This window comes from Bifidobacterium bifidum ATCC 29521 = JCM 1255 = DSM 20456, from assembly GCF_001025135.1.
GTDB classification, from domain to species: Bacteria; Actinomycetota; Actinomycetes; order Actinomycetales; family Bifidobacteriaceae; genus Bifidobacterium; species Bifidobacterium bifidum.
The window spans coordinates 1,986,436-2,006,933 of record NZ_AP012323.1 but is presented as its reverse complement, the minus strand read 5'-3'; the positions used below and the strand labels follow the sequence as shown (position 1 = coordinate 2,006,933).

Annotated in this window: 16 protein-coding genes and 1 pseudogene; 15 read left to right on the top strand and 2 right to left on the bottom strand. The window is 63.6% G+C overall.

The genetic code is table 11. From position 1 onward, the window contains the following. Nucleotides 1-341 precede the first annotated feature (341 nt). Nucleotides 342-1,748, bottom strand: a complete 1,407-nt coding sequence (locus tag BBBF_RS08425; protein WP_021648179.1) for an MATE family efflux transporter — start codon at nucleotides 1,746-1,748, stop codon at nucleotides 342-344. Nucleotides 1,749-2,149: 401 nt separating this feature from the next. Here BBBF_RS08425 and dnaB point away from each other — a divergent pair, with 401 nt between their 5' ends. The 5 genes from dnaB (at nucleotide 2,150) to BBBF_RS08400 (ending at nucleotide 8,253) form a co-directional block, all read left to right on the top strand. Further along, nucleotides 2,150-3,583 carry a replicative DNA helicase gene (dnaB, locus tag BBBF_RS08420; RefSeq protein ID WP_171023377.1) on the top strand — a complete coding sequence of 478 codons (1,434 nt, stop codon included), beginning with the start codon at nucleotides 2,150-2,152 and terminating at the stop codon, nucleotides 3,581-3,583. A 2-nt stretch (nucleotides 3,584-3,585) separates the two neighbouring features. After that, on the top strand, nucleotides 3,586-5,169 hold the full coding sequence (locus BBBF_RS08415; protein WP_021648178.1) for a Mur ligase family protein: 1,584 nt from the start codon (nucleotides 3,586-3,588) through the stop codon (nucleotides 5,167-5,169). Between the two features lie 43 nt (nucleotides 5,170-5,212). Then, nucleotides 5,213-5,962: a type 1 glutamine amidotransferase gene (locus BBBF_RS08410; protein WP_003815981.1), complete on the top strand. Its 750-nt coding sequence runs from the start codon at nucleotides 5,213-5,215 to the stop codon at nucleotides 5,960-5,962. A gap of 178 nt (nucleotides 5,963-6,140) precedes the next feature. Then, the gene (locus BBBF_RS08405) at nucleotides 6,141-6,440 is read left to right on the top strand and encodes a hypothetical protein (protein WP_003815980.1); all 300 of its coding nucleotides are present in this window, start codon (nucleotides 6,141-6,143) and stop codon (nucleotides 6,438-6,440) included. Next, the gene (locus BBBF_RS08400; RefSeq protein ID WP_017143601.1) at nucleotides 6,388-8,253 is read left to right on the top strand and encodes an ABC1 kinase family protein; all 1,866 of its coding nucleotides are present in this window, start codon (nucleotides 6,388-6,390) and stop codon (nucleotides 8,251-8,253) included. Before BBBF_RS08405 ends, BBBF_RS08400 begins: the two co-directional genes overlap by 53 nt. A gap of 67 nt (nucleotides 8,254-8,320) precedes the next feature. Here BBBF_RS08400 and BBBF_RS08395 read toward each other — a convergent pair whose 3' ends face one another. After that, nucleotides 8,321-10,969, bottom strand: coding sequence for an HAD-IC family P-type ATPase (locus BBBF_RS08395; protein WP_003814258.1), 2,649 nt, complete (start codon nucleotides 10,967-10,969; stop codon nucleotides 8,321-8,323). Between the two features lie 113 nt (nucleotides 10,970-11,082). Here BBBF_RS08395 and BBBF_RS08390 point away from each other — a divergent pair, with 113 nt between their 5' ends. From BBBF_RS08390 to BBBF_RS08340, 10 genes and pseudogenes are all read left to right on the top strand, one after another. Next, nucleotides 11,083-11,364 (top strand): metal-sensitive transcriptional regulator, encoded by a 282-nt coding sequence (locus BBBF_RS08390; protein ID WP_003814260.1) that lies wholly within the window; start codon nucleotides 11,083-11,085, stop codon nucleotides 11,362-11,364. Between the two features lie 43 nt (nucleotides 11,365-11,407). Further along, nucleotides 11,408-12,739: a DNA recombination protein RmuC gene (locus BBBF_RS08385; protein ID WP_013390292.1), complete on the top strand. Its 1,332-nt coding sequence runs from the start codon at nucleotides 11,408-11,410 to the stop codon at nucleotides 12,737-12,739. A gap of 133 nt (nucleotides 12,740-12,872) precedes the next feature. Further along, a complete protein-coding gene (locus BBBF_RS08380; protein WP_003819999.1) occupies nucleotides 12,873-13,544 on the top strand; it encodes a type I phosphoribosyltransferase in 672 nt (223 codons plus the stop codon). Nucleotides 13,545-13,546: 2 nt separating this feature from the next. After that, a complete protein-coding gene (locus tag BBBF_RS08375; protein ID WP_021648177.1) occupies nucleotides 13,547-14,431 on the top strand; it encodes a TrmH family RNA methyltransferase in 885 nt (294 codons plus the stop codon). Nucleotides 14,432-14,497: 66 nt separating this feature from the next. Continuing rightward, nucleotides 14,498-15,369, top strand: a pseudogene (locus BBBF_RS10650) (ATP-binding cassette domain-containing protein). Nucleotides 15,370-15,541: 172 nt separating this feature from the next. Then, nucleotides 15,542-15,841, top strand: a complete 300-nt coding sequence (gene gatC, locus BBBF_RS08360; protein WP_003815962.1) for an Asp-tRNA(Asn)/Glu-tRNA(Gln) amidotransferase subunit GatC — start codon at nucleotides 15,542-15,544, stop codon at nucleotides 15,839-15,841. 2 nt (nucleotides 15,842-15,843) lie between these two features. Next, a complete protein-coding gene (gene gatA, locus BBBF_RS08355; protein WP_003814276.1) occupies nucleotides 15,844-17,382 on the top strand; it encodes an Asp-tRNA(Asn)/Glu-tRNA(Gln) amidotransferase subunit GatA in 1,539 nt (512 codons plus the stop codon). 24 nt (nucleotides 17,383-17,406) lie between these two features. Then, complete coding sequence (gene gatB / locus BBBF_RS08350) at nucleotides 17,407-18,906, top strand: Asp-tRNA(Asn)/Glu-tRNA(Gln) amidotransferase subunit GatB (RefSeq protein ID WP_003814278.1); 1,500 nt, start codon at nucleotides 17,407-17,409, stop codon at nucleotides 18,904-18,906. 215 nt (nucleotides 18,907-19,121) lie between these two features. After that, nucleotides 19,122-20,165 carry a GNAT family N-acetyltransferase gene (locus tag BBBF_RS08345; protein WP_003814279.1) on the top strand — a complete coding sequence of 348 codons (1,044 nt, stop codon included), beginning with the start codon at nucleotides 19,122-19,124 and terminating at the stop codon, nucleotides 20,163-20,165. After that, entirely contained in the window at nucleotides 20,162-20,476 is a 315-nt protein-coding gene (locus tag BBBF_RS08340; protein WP_003814280.1) for a DUF2469 domain-containing protein, read from the top strand. The genes BBBF_RS08345 and BBBF_RS08340 overlap by 4 nt, the downstream gene beginning before the upstream one ends. Nucleotides 20,477-20,498: the final 22 nt, after the last annotated feature.

Below are 20,498 nucleotides of genomic sequence, written 5' to 3'. Positions count from 1 at the left end.
GGATTGCCCGCCGCGTCGAGGGCGCGTACCACGACCAGGTCCTGCGGCATGTATTCCTGACCGCCGACCACATAGGTGTCGTTGCCCTCTCGCACCCAGCTTTCGAACCCGCGACCGGTCAGGCGCGCGCTGAACTGCCTAGCGGCCTTCTCCCGCACGTCGATCATGCTTCGCTTATCTGTGAGTATTCGGATGTCATCTGATTCGGGGCGGAATCTCCTTCCGCGTGGCGTCTCCCATCTTCGGGAGCCGATGCCATTATCATATGATGCTCAGCTGAGGCAAAGGCGATGTCAAGGTGGGTGTTCCGCAGCGCAGCGAGGGCTGTCGCGGGCCGGTCGTTAGAGGGCGGTCTGACCGAGCCATGATTCGCCGCGTATGCGCAGGCCATTGAACAGGCCGCGGCCGCCCATGAGCACGATATTGAACATCGCCCATAGCAGCACGGTCGAGGCCAGGTCGCCGGGCAGCATGGGCGCGGCCGCATCCACGCAGATCGCGGTCAATGCGATATACACCGTCGCGGTCAGTGTGCAGGTAATCGCCAGGTAGCGGAAATCGCGGGCGCCGATCAGTATGCCGTCCAGCGCCATCATCCACCCCTGTAGTGGCAGGAACGCACCCATCGTCACCATGCCGGCGGCGACCAGCAACTGGACGTGCGGGTTGGGCGAGAACAGGCGGCCGACGAACAGGCCGGCCACGGCGAATCCGCAGCCGATAGCGGCTCCGGCCGCCAATCCGGCTCGTCCCGTGGCCCGGGTCAGTCGCAGTGTGCGTGCGCGGTCTCCTGCGCCCATCGCCGCGCCCACCAGGGTCTGACCGGCGATGCCTACCGAATCCAGCATATTCATCGCGAAATTCCAAGACGAGTTCACCGCCTGGAATCCCGCCAGCACTGTCGTTCCCAATCGGGCCGCCGAGGCGACCGTCATCACCATCGCGGCGCGAATGGCGAGTGTGCGGATGAATAGCGGCAGGCCATCCCCTCCGGCGGCGGCGATGCCCGACAGGCGTGGTCGCAGCGCAGCGCCGTCGGCCTTCGCCCATAGCGCCGCCGGAACCGTCAGGAACAGCCCCATGAACCATTGTGCGATCATCGTCGCCGCGCCCGATCCGGCGATGCCCCAGCCGAATCCGAACACGAACAGCACATCCAGCATGGTGTTGAGCACTGCACCGCACACCGCGGCCACCAACGTGATGCGTACCTTCTGCAAACCGCGGAAAATGCCGTTCGCCGCGTACACGAGCAGCATGCCAGGGGCGCCGAGTACCACCGTCTGCGTATACGCCACCGCCTGGTCGAGCGTCTCGCCCGTGCCCCTGAGCGCCACGCACAGCGGCCGGGCCCCTGCGAACAGAGCCGCCGCCAGCACGATGCCGATGCCGAGAGCCAGCCATAGTCCGTCTATGCCGGCCTGCAGCCCCTCTCGGCGGCGGCCCGCACCAAGCAGGTGAGCCACCTGCGCGGTGGTGGAGTAGGCGAGGAAGATGCACAGTCCCACCGCGGTGAGGATGATGGTCGATCCGATTGACAGTCCGGCCAGGGCGGAGACGCCGATGTGCCCGACGATGGCCGTGTCGATGAGCACGAAGGTCGGCTCGGCGATGAGCTGGCCGAATGTGGGGAGGGCCAGCGCGAGTATGCGGCCGTATGCGGCTCGGTTACCGGTGCGGGCCGTGCCGGCGGTCGCGGGATCGGATGATTGTGGGTCAGGGGTGTGCACATGCACACTGTAGCTCATATGGGCGGGCGCGTATGCGGCATCGAAGAGCTGAAAGCGCGGCGGTGAGCCGAATGGGGCGCCGCTTATATCGCATGACGACGTGTTTGGCAAATCGAGTGGGGGCGTTTATGGACTTATCCCCATGTTATGCACAGAGTTATCCCCCTGATGTGGATAACTGCATATGTTATCCCCAGAGTTATCCCCTAAATGTGGATAACTCAACTTTTTTGTCCACATGACGTCACCCGTGCGTGTCGCGCAGGTAAACGCCGGCTGAATATGACTTGCGAGCAAGCCGTGCGTGACGGTGACGAATGTCGCGTCCGCTTACCGCGACATGCCGTCCGAGAGATGGCCCTGTGCATTTTTCGCCAGATATCTTCCACCGGAAAAGCTCCGATATATACTCAAGTCTTATGGCAGCAGAAGAAACGAATTGGGGAGGGCCGCGCCCACAATCAGGTGGCTCGTATGTGCAGGGCGACGCGGGGTCGCCGGGACGCGACGCCGTGTTCGACCGCGTGCCTCCGCACGACGACGAGGCGGAGATGGCGGTGCTCGGCGGCATGCTGCTGAGCAAGGACGCCATCGGCGAGGTCAGCCAGATGATCGACGTCACCGACTTCTACCAGCCGAAGCACCAGACGATATACGAGGCGATCATCGACCTGTTCTCGAACTCGCAGAACGTCGATGTGGTGATCGTCGCCAACCAGCTGATGAAGGACGGAAACCTCGACAAAGTGGGCGGCGCCGACTATCTGCACACGCTCGTCGCGTTCGTGCCGACTGCCGCAAACGCCACGTACTATGCCGAGATCGTGCATCAGCGGGCGATATTGCGCAACGTGATCGCGGCCGGCACCAAGATCGCGCAGCTCGGCTACTCGGCGGAGGGCTCGCAGGCCGAAGACGTGGTGAACCTCGCGCAGGCCGAGGTCTACGAGATGAGTACCGGACGCGTCAAGCAGGACTACGAGGCCATCGGCCCGGTGGTGCACGATGCGCTCGAACAGCTCGACAAGCTGCAGAACGGCGACCTGAAAACCGGCGTGCCGACGGGTTTCCGCGATATCGACGACGTGACCCAGGGTCTGCAGCCCGGCCAGATGGTGGTCGTGGCAGGGCGCCCCGCCATGGGCAAGTCGACGCTGGGCATCGATTTCGCCCGTGCGGCCGCGCTGCATCACAATATGACGTCGATCGTGTTCTCGCTGGAGATGAGCAAGGTGGAGCTTGCGCAGCGCATCATCTCCGCCGAGACCAACATTCCGCTCGCGGCGATGCGCCGCGCCGACGACATCACCGCCGACCGGTGGAACACGCTCAACAATTTCTGGAACAAGTTGCAGAACGCGCCGCTGTTCATCGATGATTCGCCGAACATGTCGCTGATGGAGATCCGTGCGAAATGCCGCCGTCTCAAGCAGACCAACGACCTCAAGCTCGTCGTTATCGACTACCTGCAGCTGATGTCATCCGGCAAGCAGGTGGAAAGCCGACAGCAGGAGGTCTCGGAGTTCTCGCGAGCGCTGAAGCTGCTCGCCAAGGAGCTGGAAGTGCCGGTCGTGGCGTTGTCCCAGCTGAACCGTGGGCCCGAGATGCGCAACGACAAGAAGCCGCAGCTGTCCGACCTGCGCGAATCCGGCTCGATCGAGCAGGACGCCGACGTGGTGTTGCTGGTTCATCGACCGGATTTCTACGACAAGGAGGACCGGCCCGGCGAGGCGGATATCATCATGGCGAAGCATCGTAACGGTCCGACGGAGACGTTCCATCTGGCGTTTCTGGGCGCATACTCGAAGTTCAAGGACATGCCGCAGGACTACAACAGCGATCAAGGAGTGTGACGATGGGTGAGGAAAACGGATCCCAGCCTCGTGAAACATCGCGTGAAACACGGCGCGAGGCGCTGGGCGGGCAGTCGGATGCGGCGCGTCCATGGACCGCGTTCGCTACGCCGCTGATCGGCAAAGCCGTACGCGGCGCCTCTCGGCTGCTGCGGCACGGCGGCAGCGCGTTCCCTGGCAAGATCGTCGAACAGATCGACCCCGGTTTCCTCGCCCGCACGCTCGCCGACCTGCCGTATGGCGTGGTGCTGGTGTCGGGCACGAACGGCAAGACCACCACGACGCGCATGGTCGCCTCGATGCTGGAGACGCTGGGACTCAAGGTGTTCACCAATCCGACCGGCTCCAACTTCACGCGCGGCGTCGTCTCGGCGCTGCTGACCGAAGTGCCGTTGAGCGGCAGGCTGGACGCCGACGTGGCCGTGCTTGAGCTTGACGAGGCGTATGCGGTGAAATTCGTGCAGCAGGTGAAACCGCGGTTCGCGCTGTTGCTCAACGTGATGCGCGATCAGCTCGACCGGTTCGGCGAGATCGACAACACCGCGCGTCTGCTGGAGCGTGTCGCCGAGGCGACGACGGGCACCGTGGTGCTCAACCGTGAGGATCCGCGAATCGCGCGTTTCGCTTCGGCCGTGCCGGAAGGCACCGGAGTGCGCTATTTCGGGCTGGCGCCCGAACTGCGTCGGTTCTTCCCCTCCGACGACGACATGCAGACCACCGTCGCCGAAGAGGCCGCGAGCGTGGCCGGCAATGGCAGGCCGTCGGCAAATGACCGCGCGCAGCAGGAGCCGGCAGGCACATCGGTTTCGGCTGAGGCCCCCGATGCCGATGGGCGCGAGGCGACGGCCGATGTCACGCTGACCCGTGTCGGCAACCATGAGGCCGATTTCCTGATTGACGGGCGGGCCGTCCATACCGCCGTCAAGCTGGAAGGCGTGTACAACCTGTTCAACGCGGCGGCGGCGCTCGCCACCGTCCGCGCGGTCATGGCGCAGGATATTGCTTCGGCGCAGGTCGCCGAGATCGTCCCCGCCGAAACCATGCCCGGCCAGGCCTCGCATGCGTCAGACGCGGCGATATCTGACGAGAGCCCAGTAGACAGCCCAGTAGACCATGACCGGCTTCTGGCGGCGCTCGCCGAGGTGACCCCCGCGTTCGGCCGCGGCGAAACGATTGCGGTCAACGGCAGCGACGTGCAGCTGCTGCTCGTCAAGAACCCGATGGGCTTCAGGCTGTCGCTCGGCTCGTTCCCGCCCGACGGGCATGACACGATGATTGCCATCTGCGACCTGTACGCGGACGGGCGCGACATGAGCTGGCTATGGGATGTCGATTTCACCAGCCTGCGCCCGACTGGCGTCGCGATGGTGTCGGGTACGCGAGCCTGGGACATGGCGTTGCGGCTCGAATACGATCAGGTCAGGGTGGAGCAGACCGGCACGGATCTGGAGGCGGCGGTGCGGCAGTTCGTCACCGCCCGTCCCGGTGTGCCCAAACACATCTACTGCACGTACACGTCGATGCTCCGCGTGCGTGCCGAACTCGCCAAGCTGACCACCGTCGCCGATGCCGGCGTCGGGCGATGAACGGCGCGGCGACTGACAGCATGAGCGGGAAAGGCGAACGGATATGGGAAAAGTGATCGACGTGATGTCCCTCTACCCGAAGGACATGAACATCTACGGGGATTCCGGCAACGTGCTGGTGGTTCTGCGCCGGCTGGCACTGTACGGGTATGAGCCGCGCCTGCACGCATACAATCAGGGCGACGAATGGCCCGAGCGCGTGGACATGATCCTCGGTGGCGGCGGTCAGGACACCGGGCAGAAGAAAATCACCGGCGACCTGTTCAAGCGGGCCGGCCGGCTGCGCGACCTGGCCGCGGACGGTACGCCGATGCTGATGATCTGCGGCCTGTTCCAGCTGTTCGGCGAATACTTCGAGACCTCGGAAGGCGAGCGGTTGGACGGCATCAACGTGCTCGGCGCGTACACGGTGGGGCAGAGCCACCGGATGATCGGCAATCTGGTCGAGCACAGCGACGAATTCGGCGACGTGATCGGCTATGAGAACCATTCCGGGCAGACGTTCCTGCGCGAGGGAACGTTGCCGCTGGGGCATGTCGATCACGACGGTACCGGCAACAACGGCGAGGATCATACGGAAGGCGCTCGTGTCGGCAATGTCATCGGCACGTACATGCATGGCTCGCTGCTGCCGAAGAACCCCGCGGTCGCGGATTTCCTGATTCGGGCCGCAGTGACGAGACGGTACGGGGAGTTCGAGCCGGACCAGTCCAGCGAGCAGATGTTCGAACTGGCACGGTTGGACGCTCTGGCGGACAAGGCCCGCAAGGTCGCCGCCGCCCGCCCCCGGTGAATTGGACGGTTCCGCGCCCTCGGACTCTGCGATGCTTGACGGGTCGATGAGCTTGATGGGTCGATGAGCGGATTGCCGGGGCGTGGTTTCCATCTCATAGCGGAAACCACGCCACCCCTATCGCGTTATGCGACGGGTGGGGGTAATCTTGGAACCACAAGTAACCAAAGGAGGTATCATGGCTGATTTCGATTTGGGTGAAGGCCTGCGCCGGGTGTTTCTCGCGGGCGTTGGGGCATTGGCCACCGGCGTTGAGCTGGGGCAGCAGAGCTTTGAGAAGAGCCAGCAGATCGTCGACGGTCTGGTGAAGAAGGGCGAGCTCACCGTGGAACAGGGCAAGGCGTTGAACACCGAGCTCAAGCACAAGGCGCAGGAGGCCAAGGAGAAGGCCGAGGAAAAGACTGAGGGCGCCAAGGAGCAGAGCGATGCCGGTGCCGCCGCCGAAGATCCTTCCCCGGCGGAAGGCTCCGCTGCTTAGCATGCCGGAGCAGCACACCATGCCGTCCTATACCGCGGGCGGCCATGCCGGCGACCCACGGCATGATCCGGAACGGGGGAAATCCGCATCGGGGTCGGACGGTTCGGCGAAAGACGGCGTCGTGACGCGACGTGCCGGCAAACGCCGCGAATGGGACGGGTCTCCCACCATCGGGCTGTTCAACAATCATCGCGACACCTTCTCCAGCCGATATCACCTGACGAGGCGCGGGAAAGTCAAGCGCCTCGGACAGATCATGCGCATTGCGAACCAGTTCGACGTGGTGCACGGCCTCACTCCGGTGAAGATGAGGCTGATGCTGGAGGCACTGGGCCCCACATTCGTCAAGGTCGGGCAGATACTGTCCATGCGGTCGGAGATTCTGCCGCAGTCGTTCTGCGACGAGCTCGCGAAGCTGCGCGCCGATGCCGACCCGATGCCGTATCAGATCGTCGTCGACACGTTGACGCAGGAATATGGCCGCCCCATAGGCGAGGTGTTCGCCCGCATCGATCCGACGCCGCTCGGTTCCGCATCCCTCGCGCAAGTGCATCGCGCCACGCTGGTCACCGGCGAAGACGTCGCCGTGAAGGTGCAGCGGCCTGGCGTGCGCGAGATCATGGCGTTGGATGTGTCCATCATGCGTTCGATCGCCCGGACTGCCACGAAGATGCTGCCCAGTGCGCAGGTGGTGGATCTTGGCGGCGTGGTCGAGGAACTGTGGGATACGTTCGAATCTGAGACGGATTTTCTGGTGGAGGCGCGTAACCTCAGCGAGTTCAAGCGCTTCTGCGAAGCCTATCGGTATATGGACTGCCCGAAACCGTACATGGATCTGTGCACCGAGCACGTGGTCGTCATGGATTACGTCGAGGGCATCGCCGTCTCCCATACCGATCAGCTGATCGAAGCCGGGTATGACCTCAAGGAAATCGGCACCAAGCTGGTCGACAACTATGCGACGCAGGTGCTGGACGACGGTTTCTTCCATGCGGATCCGCACCCCGGCAACATCATCATCTCCGGTGGCCAGATCGTGCTTATCGATCTGGGCATGACCGGGCGGCTCAACAGCCAGGCCCGCAGCGTGCTCCGGGAGATGATCTTCGCCGTCGCCAAACAGGATTCCGCCGCGCTGGCGGACGGTCTGCTGCGTTTCGCGGGCACCGAGTCCAATCCTGAGGATTACCCCGCGCTGCTGGCCGACCTGGACATGGTCGTCAAGGAGTTCGGCACGGTAGACCTGGGCGACCTGGACATAGCGGCGTTCCTGACGTCGCTGACGTCGTTGGCCCAAAGGCATGGCATCGAGGTGCCGGGCACGGTGACGACGGTCGGCAGGGCGTTGGTCACGTTGGAGGGCCTGCTGGATGAATTCATCCCCGACGTGAACATGATTCAGATCATCTCCGACCATATTGCTGGCAGCAAGTCGTTGGATCGAGCGGCGAAAGACGAGATCAAGGCGCTGGGCGTCGAGGGACATCAGGCATTGCACGGCCTGCTGTCCGCGGCGAGCGAGTCCAGGGTCGCGATGCGCATGCTCACCCGAGGCCAGCTGCGCATGAACATGGAGGTCGTTGGTTCCGAGGAACCGATGCGCCTGCTGTCGGACATGGTCAACCGTCTGACGATGGCGTTGATCGTCGTCGGCCTGTTCGTCGGATCGTCGATCGTGTACTACGCGGGCATGAAGCCGATCATCTTCGGCATACCGGTCGTGGGATTCATGGGATATGTGATAGCGTTCATCCTCTCCGCATGGATCGTGTTCGACATCTACTTCAAGGGACGCAGATCAAAGCGCCGGTAGTACTCGACGGAATGATTTGCGCCCCACGGTCCGGTCGGTCTTCAGGCCGGGCAGTTTTACGGGCCGGTCAGTTTTCCAGGAACAGCTGCGGTGCCTTCATGAAGTTGTTGGCGCAGTGTTCCCCGCAGAAGTAATAGGTCGTGCCGTCGTGCTCGCGCGTGATGGCGTCGTTGTTGACGGCGACGGTCATGCCGCACACAGGGTCGGTCGCGGTCTGCGTCGCGTCGTTCATGTCTGCGGAATGCATGTGGTTCATGTGCATGGGTTGCTCCTTGTTCGGCTGATGGTGATGGCCCTCATCGGTGTGATGGCCATCGGCACGGGGACGGTCTCCGGTGTCGAGAATGATGCTGCGCGCGCCGTGTTGGTCGGGCGCTCTCCTGTCGGCGTCTCTTCCGCCTGCGGCGGTGAAGGAGACGGTGTCGGGGCTCAGTGTGACGCGCCGCATGCGGTTCGCGTTCAGCACCAGGCAGACGGAGCTGAGCGCCATCGCCAGGCCTGCGATCATCGGGCTGAGCAGCCAGCCGGTGAAGGGGTACAGCACGCCGGCGGCGATGGGGATGCCGATGATGTTGTAGCCGAAGGCCCAGGCGAGATTCTCCCGGATGTTGCGCATCGTGGCTTGGGATAGGTTGAGGGTTTTCACCACGCCTCGCAGGTCGCCGCTCATGAGGGTCACGTCGGCGGATTGCATGGCGATGTCGGTTCCGGTGCCGATGGCTATGCCCACGTCTGCCTGTGCCAAGGCGGGGGCGTCGTTGATGCCGTCGCCCACCATGGCCACCAGTCCATTGGGGACGTCGGCGATGGCGGGGGCCACCGACGACTGTGCCGCGGCGGCGTCGCGCGATATCTGCAGCTGTCTTATCCAGTAGGCCTTGCCGTCGGGCCTGACCTGAGCGATCACCGTGTCGATACCGACTTCCGCGGCGACGCGTTCGGCGACCTCCGCCTTGTCTCCCGACAGCATCACCGTGCGGATACCAGCGGCTCGAAGCGCTGCTATCGCCTCCTTGGAACCCGGCTTGACGCTGTCCTTCGTATAGCTCGGCTTGGCGTAGTCGGCGTCGTCATCGATGGCTCCGACGGTGATCGTCCCGGTCTTGTCGAACACGACGGTTCGGATGTCGCGGGCCTGCTCCAAGGCCCTGGCGGATGTGACCAGCACGCCGTTCGTGGCGCCGAGGCCGGTCGCCGCGGTCACCGATAGCGGCGTGGCCAGTCCGAGCGCGCAAGGACACGCGATGATCAATACGCTGACCGCCGTCACCAGCGCATGGGCTAGTTTGGGTTGCGGCCCGAACGTTATCCATATGGCACCGGTCCACAATGCGGCGATAATCACCGCGGGGACGAACACACGGGCGATCCTGTCGGCCAGACGCTGCACGGGCGCTTTGGTCGCCTGTGCGCGTGCGACCAGAGCGATGATCTGGGAGAGCACCGTGTCCTCGCCGGTGCGTGTGACCTTCATGACCACATTGCCCTGCTGCATGATGGTCGCCCCCGTCAGGGGCTCTCCGACGCCACGCCGGGCCAGAACGGATTCGCCGGTGATCATGGACTCGTCGACGCTGGCCTCGCCGGCCAACACGACGCCGTCCAGCGGTATGCGCTCGCCGGCGCGGATCACCAGCAGATCGCCGGTCTTCACGCGGTCGATGTCGATGTCTTGGGATTGGGCAGGGTCGAGCCATCCGTCGCCGGATGCCTTGCCGGCGGCCAGATCCTTGGCCAGTGGCGTTCCGACATCGAGGATGTGGGCGACACGTGGGCGCAGCTTGATCAGTGATTGCACGGCCTTTCCGGTGCCCTCACGGGCTTTCGCCTCCAACAGGCGTCCGACCAGAACGAGCGTGATCACTACGCCGACCGACTCGAAGTAGGGCTCTCTCGACCCCTCGGGCATCAGCTCCGAGACGAAGCACAAGGCGATGCTGTACAGGTATGCGGCGGTGGTCCCCAATGCCACCAACGAGTTCATGTCCGGAGAACGATGCCACAGTGCCGGCCATCCGACGCGGTGGATCGGCGCCCCGCAGTAGAACATGACCGGGGTGATGAGTATGGCCTGCAGCCAAGGGTTCATCAGCCATGAAGGAACGAGCGAGTGACTGACGAGCATGAGCATCATGGGGACGAACACCGGGAGCGTGAGAACGGTGCCGATGGCCACCAGCATGCCGGTATGGCGAATCTCCTGACGGCGTTCCTCCGCCTCCTGCCGCTCGGCCAGCAGCGCGTCCGCGGCGGACATCCTGGGCGTGCCGGCCGGTATGGCGGTCCCGGTCGATGCAGTGCCGTCGTCCGGTTTTGTGGCGGAGTCCGTCTCCCCCTCGACGCGAAGCAACCCATGCACCATGTTCATACCGCATGCAAAGGGGTAGTCGCCGGCCGGCAGCGGCGGAAGCGACATCTCGGTGGTCTCGTTGCCCGGCAGCATCGTGTCCGTTCCGAGATCGGGGAACACGACATGCGACGTGCATTCGCCGGTCTCCTTCCGATCGAACCTCAGCGTGATCGGAATGCCGGCTTGCATCGTGACGATATCGGGGGAGTACCCACCCCTGACCGTGATGGTCGCCTGTTGAACGCCGTCATGCAGCGTCGCCCGGGCGCCTCCCCTTCTGGGCGCGAAGAAGAATCGCAGGATGCACCATGTCAGCACGGCGGCTATCACCAGTGCCGCCACACCGAGGAAGATGTCGAATTCCATCGCCGCTCCTTTCCCCTTTCTATCATAATCTCGGATATTAACTATACCCTATACCCCTAGAGGGTATATAATGCGTGTTGTCAGGAATGTTCGCGCTGGGCGGAAGGTTGGTTATGCAGGGTTACGACGGAGACAAGGCGAAGATCCTCGCGCGGCTGCGGCGTGTCGAGGGGCAGGTCCATGCGGTCGCGCAGATGGTGGAGGATGATGTGTATTGCATCGATGTGCTGACCCAGATCTCTGCCGCGACTTCGGCATTGAAGGCCGTGTCGGTGATGCTGGTTGACGACCATCTGAACCATTGCGTGCGGCAGGCGGCGGCCGAGGGCGGCGAGGTGGCCGACGAGAAACTGTCGGAGGTCGAGAAGGTGATTTCCCGACTGGTTCGCTCATAAGTGCGGCACTCGTTCGTCCGCGGGATGATGTGTAATAATACACATGTTCGATGAAGTGCTTGATGTGGTGATCGTTGCGGTGGTGGCGTTGTTGGGTCTGGCCGCCGGATTCGCGCTGGGCAAAATGCGTGGCCAAGCCTCCGCCCGCATGGCGAAGGCCTCCGAGGTGGACGCGCTGAGGGGATCCTGCGAGGCCATGAAGGACGACAATGCGCGGCTTGCCGCCCAAGTGGCTCAGGCCAAGGCCCAGTCCGAGGGACTTCTGCAGCAATTGTCGTTCGCGAAATCCCAGCTTGCTCAGGCGCAGCAGGCGGAACAGGTGCGGGTGCAACGTGAGCGCGAGCGGGCCGAGGCCGATGGGCTGCGGCGCCGGGAAGAGCAGGAAAAAGCGCTGACAGAGCAGGGCAAGGTGCTGTCGGCGTTGGCTCCTTTGCAGAAGAATCTCGATGAGCTGCAGCAGAAGGTCTCGAACATCGAGGAGGGGCGCAAACACGAGATGGGCGTGCTGGGCGAGCAGCTCAAAGGGCTGGGTGAGCAGCAGGCGAGGCTCGACCGTGAGACGAGCTCGCTCTCGGCGGCATTGCGCAACAACAAGGTCCGCGGCGCTTGGGGAGAGGCGCAACTGCGCAACATTGTGGAGTCCGCCGGTTTGCTGGAGCACGTCGACTTCGATACGCAGGTGGTGATGACTGGCGTCGACGGTAAGACGCTCCGGCCTGACATGATCGTCCATCTGCCGGGAGGCAAGACGATTCCCATCGACGCGAAGGTGCCGTATGCCGATTATCAGCGGGCCTGCATGATTCCGGAAACCGCGGGGCCTGAGGATCTGGAACGGCGTGACGAGCTGCTGCGGTCGCATGCGAAAGCTTTGCGTGAACACGTCAGGGCATTGGGTGATAAGGCGTATTGGAGTGCATGCGACACGGCCCCTGATTTCGTGATCGCGTTCATTCCCAACGAGGCGTTGCTGCAGGCTGCAATGGAGGCCGATCCGACATTGATGGATGACGCCTTCGCCCGCAAGGTCGCATTGACCTCGCCGGTCACCCTGTGGGCCGTGCTGAAATCCGTCGCATACGCTTGGCAGCAGCAGAGCCTCACCGATGACGCCAAGACCCTGTTCGACCTGTCGAGGGAACTGTACGAGCGTTTCGCCGTACTGGGGGAGCGTGCGAACAAACTCGGTACCGCGCTCACCCGCACCGTGACGGCGTACAACCAATTCGCATCATCGTTGGAATCCCGCGTGCTGGTCACCGCGCGCAAACTGCAGAAGCTCGATCAGGCCACGGTCATCGGGTCGGTGAACATCATCGATCCGGACAAATCCGATGTCCGTGAAATCACCGCCCCGGAAACCACCTCCGAATAAAACCAACGCAAGAGCATCCAAAGGAATACCAGCATGACTCGGCCCCCGCCAGCGAGGCAAATACGCAACCGCGCGGATATGCATGGCCATTGCCGGCGGTGACTTGACGGCACGCAACGATATCCTGAGAACCATGAATGAAGAGCAAGGATTCCGCAAGACCGGGACGACCGGAACCGCTGTGGGCACGAACAACATTCCTTCCGACGCATCGCCGAGTCAGACGGATGACTTCTCCATGCTGGAGCCGCGCGAACAGCTCCGACGGCTGATTGCCGCGGAAATGGAAGGCAAGCCGTTCTGCGAGCTCGCCGGCGTCACCTTCGACCATCGCGGGGCGGCTATCGTCGGTCACATTCTTCTGGACGCGCTTGAGGAGAACGGCTATTCCATCGATGATTTCGACGCCGTCGGTGCGTTGACCGCCGCGGCCGTTCCACTGGTCGGCGCGATGATTCAGGCGGCGGCATCGCGCGGTGAAGACCTCGACGGATTCGTCATGGACTTCGTATACCCGTCCATCAAAGGCCCGTCCATCAAGGGCAAGCGCGTGGTATTGCTGGATTCATGGCTCTCGGAGAAATCCTATGTGCAGACCTCGTCGCTAGTGACGCTGCGCAACGGCAATGAGCTGAGCCTCGATTTCGGCGTGGTGGAGCATGAAGGCGCGAAAGTGGTTGCCATCGCATCGCTGATCGGCGGCGTCGACATGACCGAACCCGTCATCGAGGTCGTCAACCCCGTGAGCGGTGAACGGCAGGAGCTGCCATTCATCGAAATCTACCACGAATCCGAACTGCGATAGCCATGCACAAGCCCAACCCCATCTCTCTGGCGGCAAAGGCTTCGGGGGAGCCGGAATTTCGTGAAGTCGGCGTAGGACCATGGACGCAGGAGCACCCCGGTGAGCCACGCCCGGATGACCCTAAATCGCCGAACTACGATCGACGCTACGATACGACGCTGCTGGATGAAGGCGATCGTCGCAACGTGCTCGACCGTTACCGGTACTGGACCGTGAACGCCATTCGCGACGATCTGGACGCGGCCGGTCGCCACGGCTTCGAAGTCGCCATCGAAAACTGGACGCACGATTTCAACATCGGTTCCATGGTGCGCACGGCGAATGCGTTCACCGCGAATCGCGTGCACATCGTTGGCCCGCACAAATGGAACCGCAAGGGCTCGCTGATGACCGAGCTGTACCAGCACGTTGAGTATCATCCCAGCATCGACGAACTCGTCACCTGCTGGAAGCTGCGCATCGCGGGAGAAATTGCCGCCGCCCAGGCACAGGCCGCCGCCGCGGCGATGCACGCGCATCAGGCTCACTCCGATGCGAGTGCGCTTCTCTCGGACGATGACGAATCCAACGGATCCCCCCGATTCGCGTCCGCAACGGATCATTCGGGCTATGATGCGGTCGCGCGGGCCGACGCTTGCATCAGGACGCTGGAATCGTCCCGCATCATCGCATTGGATATCATTCCCGGTGCCGTACCGATGGAAACCTACCGTTTTCCGGAACGGTGTCTGATGCTGTTTGGCGCGGAAGGCCCCGGATTGTCGAACAAAGCTCTCGAACTCGCTGATGACGTGGTATACATCTCGCAATTCGGTTCCGTGCGGTCCATCAACGCCGGCGCCGCAGCCGCAGTGGCCATGCACAGCTGGATTGCGCAGCACGGGTGACGCGGGTGTGTATGCTCGAATCATGATAACGATAGAGGCCTTACCAAACGCTTCGGGCGTAAGACCGTGCTTGATAATGCCAGTTTCACCGCCGAAGACGACAAGGTGACCGGTTTCCTTGGGTCGAACGGCGCCGGGAAGTCCACGACGATGCGGGCCGCCCTCGGCTTGGCCACCCCCAATGCGGGCCGTGCGCTGGTTGACGGAGTGCCGTTCGTCAAGACACCATCGCCGATGACCGCCGTAGGAGCGGTTCTCGACGCCAAATCCGCGCATAAGGGTCGGTCCGCCTACACCCATCTGCGTGGCCTCGCCCTTACCAACGGCATACCGCGATCCCGCGTCGATGAGGTCATCGAATTCACCGGCCTTGCGAGCGTGGAAAAGCGCAATGCAGGAGCGTTCTCGCCGGGCAGGGCCGTGCGGTGCTGTTGAGTTCGCGCCTGATGAGCGAGGTCGCATTGACCGCTGACGATCTCGTCATCATCGGTCGCGGCCGCATTCTGGAGACCACGACGGTCGCGGCGTTCGTCGCAGAGCATTCCACCCATTCGATCCGTGTCGCGACGCCGGAACCCGACAAACTGCACGCGGTGTTCGAAACCGCGCCGCAGGTCACCGTCCGCGAGGTGCCCCGCAATGCCAACGACCCGCAGCAAGGCCGGGTGTTCCGCATTGAAGGTGCCGCATTGGAGCCGACTGCGCGGGCGTTCGCGCAGGCGCAGTACGAGACCCGCGCGATACCGGGGCAGGTGCCGGCCCAATACGGCGAGCCTGCCGCAACCTACACTCAGCCGAACACGCAGGAGGTGCCGCGATGGCGCAGCCTCATATCCCGCCGTAGCCTCAGCCCGTGCCGTCGCTCGGCGTGGCGAGACTGGTGTTCCTCAGCCACGAGGTCACGCCGCTGGCTGCCGACGAGTGGAGGATTCCATTGATCGGCCTGCTGGTGTTCAAGAAATCCGACATCAAATGACACCCATTCGGCCATATCGTCGCGCGCTCGGGCACAGCCGCGCGATATGGCCGCTGCCGCAGGGCCGCCGGACACCGCGCAACATCGTGAGAATGTAATGGTGCGTGTCACATACGGCTCATATAGTTAAGGCCATGCCTACATTCACACGTGAAGAAATCGAGCACCTGGGCGATCTCGCCCGTATCGCGCTCACCGATGAGGAGATCACCCGTCTGCAGGGTGAGCTGAACGTCATCGCGGATTCCATCAACAAGGTGCAGGAGGTCGCCGGCGATGACGTGCCGCCGACCGCCAACCCCGTCCCGCTGGAGGCGTACCTGCGCCCCGACGTCGCCGAAACGCCGCTGACGCAGGAAGAGGCGCTTGCCGGAGGCCCGAAGACCGAAGCCGGCATGTTCGTCGCGCCGCGCATTCTGGGAAGTGAGGAGTGACGATGAGCGACACCACTGAACTCGTCAAGCTGTCCGCGGCCGAAATGGCCGCCAAGGTCAAGGCCGGTGAGGTCTCCAGCCGCGAACTGGTCGAGGCCCACCTCGCCGTCATCGACGCCGCCGAACCGTCCATCAAGGCGTTCCTGAAGGTCTCCGCCGATCAGGCGCTCGACCAGGCCGACGCCTTCGACGCCAAGAGCGCCGACGACAAGGCCGCGCTGCCCGAACTGGCCGGCGTGCCGATTGCCATCAAGGATATGATCGTCACCAAGGGCATCGAGACCACCGCCGCCTCGAAGATCCTCGAAGGCTGGGTGCCGCCGTACGACGCCACCGTCATCGAGAAGCTCAAGGCCGCCGGCATGCCGCTGCTCGGCAAGACCAACCTCGACGAATTCGCGCAGGGCTCCTCGACCGAGCACTCCGCCTACCAGACCACGCACAACCCGTGGGACACCGAGCGTGTGCCCGGTGGCTCCGGTGGTGGCTCCGCTTCCGCGGTCGCGGCATTCGAAGCCCCGATCGCCCTCGGCACCGACACCGGTGGCTCGATCCGCCAGCCCGGCGCCCTGACCGGCACCGTGGGCGTCAAGCCCACCTACGGCGGCGTGAGCCGTTTCGGCGCCATCGCCATGGCCTCCTCGCTCGACCAGATCGGCCCGGTCTCCCGCACCGTGCTCGACTCCGCGCTGCTGCAGGAGATCATCGGCGGTCACGACAAGCGTGATTCGACGTCGATTCCCGAAGGCCCGCGTCCGATGGCCGCTGCGGCCCGCGAGGGCCTCAAGCGCGACCTTAAGGGACTCAAGGTCGGCCTGATCAAGGAACTCGGCGGCGACGGCTACCAGCCCGGCGTCGAGGCCCGCTTCAACGAGGCCGTCAAGAAGCTCGAAGAGATGGGCGCCGAGGTCGTCGAGGTCTCCTGCCCGCACTTCGAGTACTCGCTGGGCGCGTACTACATCATCATGCCGTCCGAGGTCAGCTCCAACCTGGCCCGCTACGACGGCATGCGCTACGGCCTGCGCGTGATGCCGCCGACCGGTGTACCGCAGACCGCCGCCAACATGATGGCCTACACCCGTGAAACCGGCTTCGGCGACGAGGTCAAGCGCCGCATCATCCTCGGCACCTACGCGCTGTCCGCCGGCTACTACGACGCCTGGTACGGTTCCGCGCAGAAGGTGCGCACGCTCATCATCCAGGACTTCCACAACGCCTTCGAGAAGGCCGACGTGCTGGTCTCCCCGACCAGCCCGTCCACCGCGTTCAAGTTCGGCGAGAAGATGAACGACCCGCTGGCCATGTACATGAACGACATCGCCACGATTCCGGCGAACCTCGCCGGTGTCCCGGCCATGTCGATTCCGGCCGGCCTGTCCGACGACGGCCTGCCTGTCGGATTCCAGTTCATCGCTCCGCAGCAGCGCGACGAGGTCATGTACAAGCCCGCCGCCGCGCTCGAAGCCGCACTTGAGGAAAGCTGGGGCGGCCCGATCTGGCAGTCCCTGAAGACCCCGTGGTTCGACGGCCTGAACAAGTGACGCATCGGAAGGAAAACAAACATCATGGCTGAAAAACTGATGAAGTACGCCGATGCCACCAAGAAATACGACGTGGTCTTCGGTCTGGAAACGCACGTGGAGCTGTCCACGAACACCAAGCTGTTCTGCCCGGCCCACATCGAGTTCGGCGGCGAGCCGAACACGCAGCTGACCCCGGTCTCCCTCGGTCTGCCCGGCTCCCTGCCGGTCATCAACAAGACCGCGGTCGACTACGCGATCAAGCTGGGTCTGGCCCTGCACTGCGAGATCGCAGAGTGGAGCCAGTTCGCCCGCAAGAACTACTTCTACCCGGACATGCCGCGCGACTACCAGATCTCGCAGTACGACAAGCCCACCAACGGCAACGGCTACCTGGATGTCGAGCTTGAGGACGGCACCGTGTTCCGCGTGCCGATCGAGCGCGCCCACATCGAGGACGACGCCGGTAAGAACACCCACGTGGGCGGTGCCGACGGCCGCATCGAAGGCGCCGACCATTCGCTGGTCGACTACAACCGTGCCGGCGTGCCGCTGATCGAGATCGTCACCAAGCCGATCGAGGGTGCGGGCGACCGCGCTCCGGAGATCGCCGGCGCTTACATGCGCGCTATCCGCGACATCGTGCGTGCGCTGAACATCAGCCACGCCCGCATGGAGCAGGGCAACATGCGCGCCGACGTGAACGTCTCGTTGCGCCCCTCCGCCGACGCCCCGTACGGCACCCGTTCGGAGACCAAGAACGTGAACTCGTTCCGTGGCATCGAGAAAACCATCCAGTACGAGATCCGCCGTCAGGCGGCGCGTCTGGACGACGGCAAGGAGATCCTGCAGGAGACCCGCCACTGGGATGAGGCCACGCAGACCACCGCCGGCGGCCGTCTCAAGTCCGACGCCGACGACTACCGCTACTTCCCGGATCCCGACCTCGTCATGCTCCACATCACCAAGGAGCACATCGAGGAGATGAAGGCCCAGATGCCGGAGATGCCGCGCGAGCGCCGCAACCGTCTCAAGGCCGAATGGGGCCTGAGCGACCTGCAGATGCGCGACATCCTCAACGCCGACGCGCTCGACCTGATCGAGGAGACCGTCAAGGCCGGCGCCAAGGCCGCCGGTGCCCGCAAGTGGTGGCTGGGCGAGCTGAGCCGCGAGGCCAACGCCAAGGGCGTCTCGCTCGAAGAGCTGCCAATCACCCCGGCCGACGTCGCCGAGGTCGAGAAGCTCATCGCCGACGGCAAGCTCAACGACAAGCTCGCCAAGCAGACCGTCGAAGGCGTGCTCAAGGGCGAAGGCACCCCGGATGAGGTCGTCAGGAAGCACGGCTACAAGATCGTCGAGGACAACGGCGCCATCGAGGCGGCCGTCGACGCGGCGTTCGAGGCCAACCCGGATGTCGTCGAGAAGCTCAAGAGCGGCAACATGAAGCCGATGGGTGTCATCATCGGAGCCGTGATGAAGGCCACGCGCGGCCAGGCCGACGCGAAGGCTGTCACCAAGGTCGTGATGGGCAAGATCAAGGGCTGACGCCCCACGGGTTCGCCGGAATCCCGAGACCCTGAAATTCCGGTTTGAAGAACGGCTCTTGGCCGCGGTGCTGAACCGCGTGTCGAGGGCCGTTCGTCATGCCGCAGGCGCTCCCACGGCCGGCAGACACGTGGGCAACTCCTTCACAGCAAACGGTCAGTCGGGTAGGATATCTTCTGTACCGACTTCTACCAGCGTCAGTTGAGGAATAACGAATGTCTGAAAATGCCGCATTACCGCTCGATCAGGACGTATCCCGTGAGCTGCCCTCGCAGATCACCATACCGCCGATCAAGGGGGAGATGGTGCACCTGCGCCCGGCCAGCGTCGACGACCTGCCGCGCATGGATGAGCTGGACGCCTACTATGGCGCCTCCAAGATCACCGGCAAGGACGCTCAGGCGGAACGCGCCGTCGTACACACGTGGGTGAGACGCTCGGTGGCGTGGGCGAACGGGCAGAAGCCCGACGAGTCGGGCGTAGGCGATCCGGAGTCCCGCCGCACCATCGCATGGGCGGTACTGACCGACGCCGACCATGACGAGGACGGCGAAATCGACGCGCAGTCGACAGACAACGTCATCGGCATGATTTTCCTGATCGACATCGATGGCTGGTCGCGCTCCGCCCGCATTCAGGTGGTGCTGGGCCGTGACTACCGCGGGCGCGGCTACTCGCGCGACCTGATGCCGCGAGTCATGACGTACGGTTTCGCGCCAGAACCGGCCGGCCTGGGCATGCACCGCATCTGGGTGGCGGTGCCCGAGCAGAACTCGCGTTCGTGCTCCGTCTACCAGTCGCTCGGCTTCGAGCCGTCCGGCGCCTCGCGCGACGCTCTGTGGGATGCGGAGAACAACAAATACCAGGATCTGATTGTCATGGACACGCTGGTGGACGAGTATGATCCCATCCGCTCTCTCGACGCGTTCGGCATGCACGTGATTGAGGACAATCCCGGTGTGCAGGAGGCGATGAGCGCCCGTGAGCACTCGATCGCCATCAGGAAGAACATCGCCGCGCAGGCCGAGCCCGCGCCGGAGCCCGCCGCGGTCGAGGAGAGTGCGGATGCCGAACAGGCGCCCCGAATCGAGAAAGTCGCCGCAGCCCGAGTGCCGGAAGCGCACAATGACGATGAATTGGCCGCGCCGGGCGAGGAAAGCACCTGGCCGTATGGGCAGGGCGAACGCAAACCTTCGAAGGAAGCTTGGTGGCGTATCCTCGGACGTGGCCGTAAACGTGATATGGAGGATGACGAATGAGTGCCGAGGATCTTGACAATTACGAAACCGACGCGGAACTCGCCCTGTACAAGGAGTATCGCGACGTCATCAAGCTGTTCACCTACGTGGTGGAGACCGAACGGCGTTTTTATCTGGCGAACAAGGTCGATTTCAATGTGCGTTCCGCCGGTCAGGACGTGTATTTCGACGTGCAGCTCACCGACGCATGGGTGTGGGATGTGTACCGGTCGTCGCGTTTCGTCAAGAACGTGCGCATCGTCACGTTCAAGGACGTGAATGTCGAGGAAGTGCAGAAAACCGATATCGACATCCCCGACGATATGAATTGAGGCGCTGACGGTCGGACCGGCT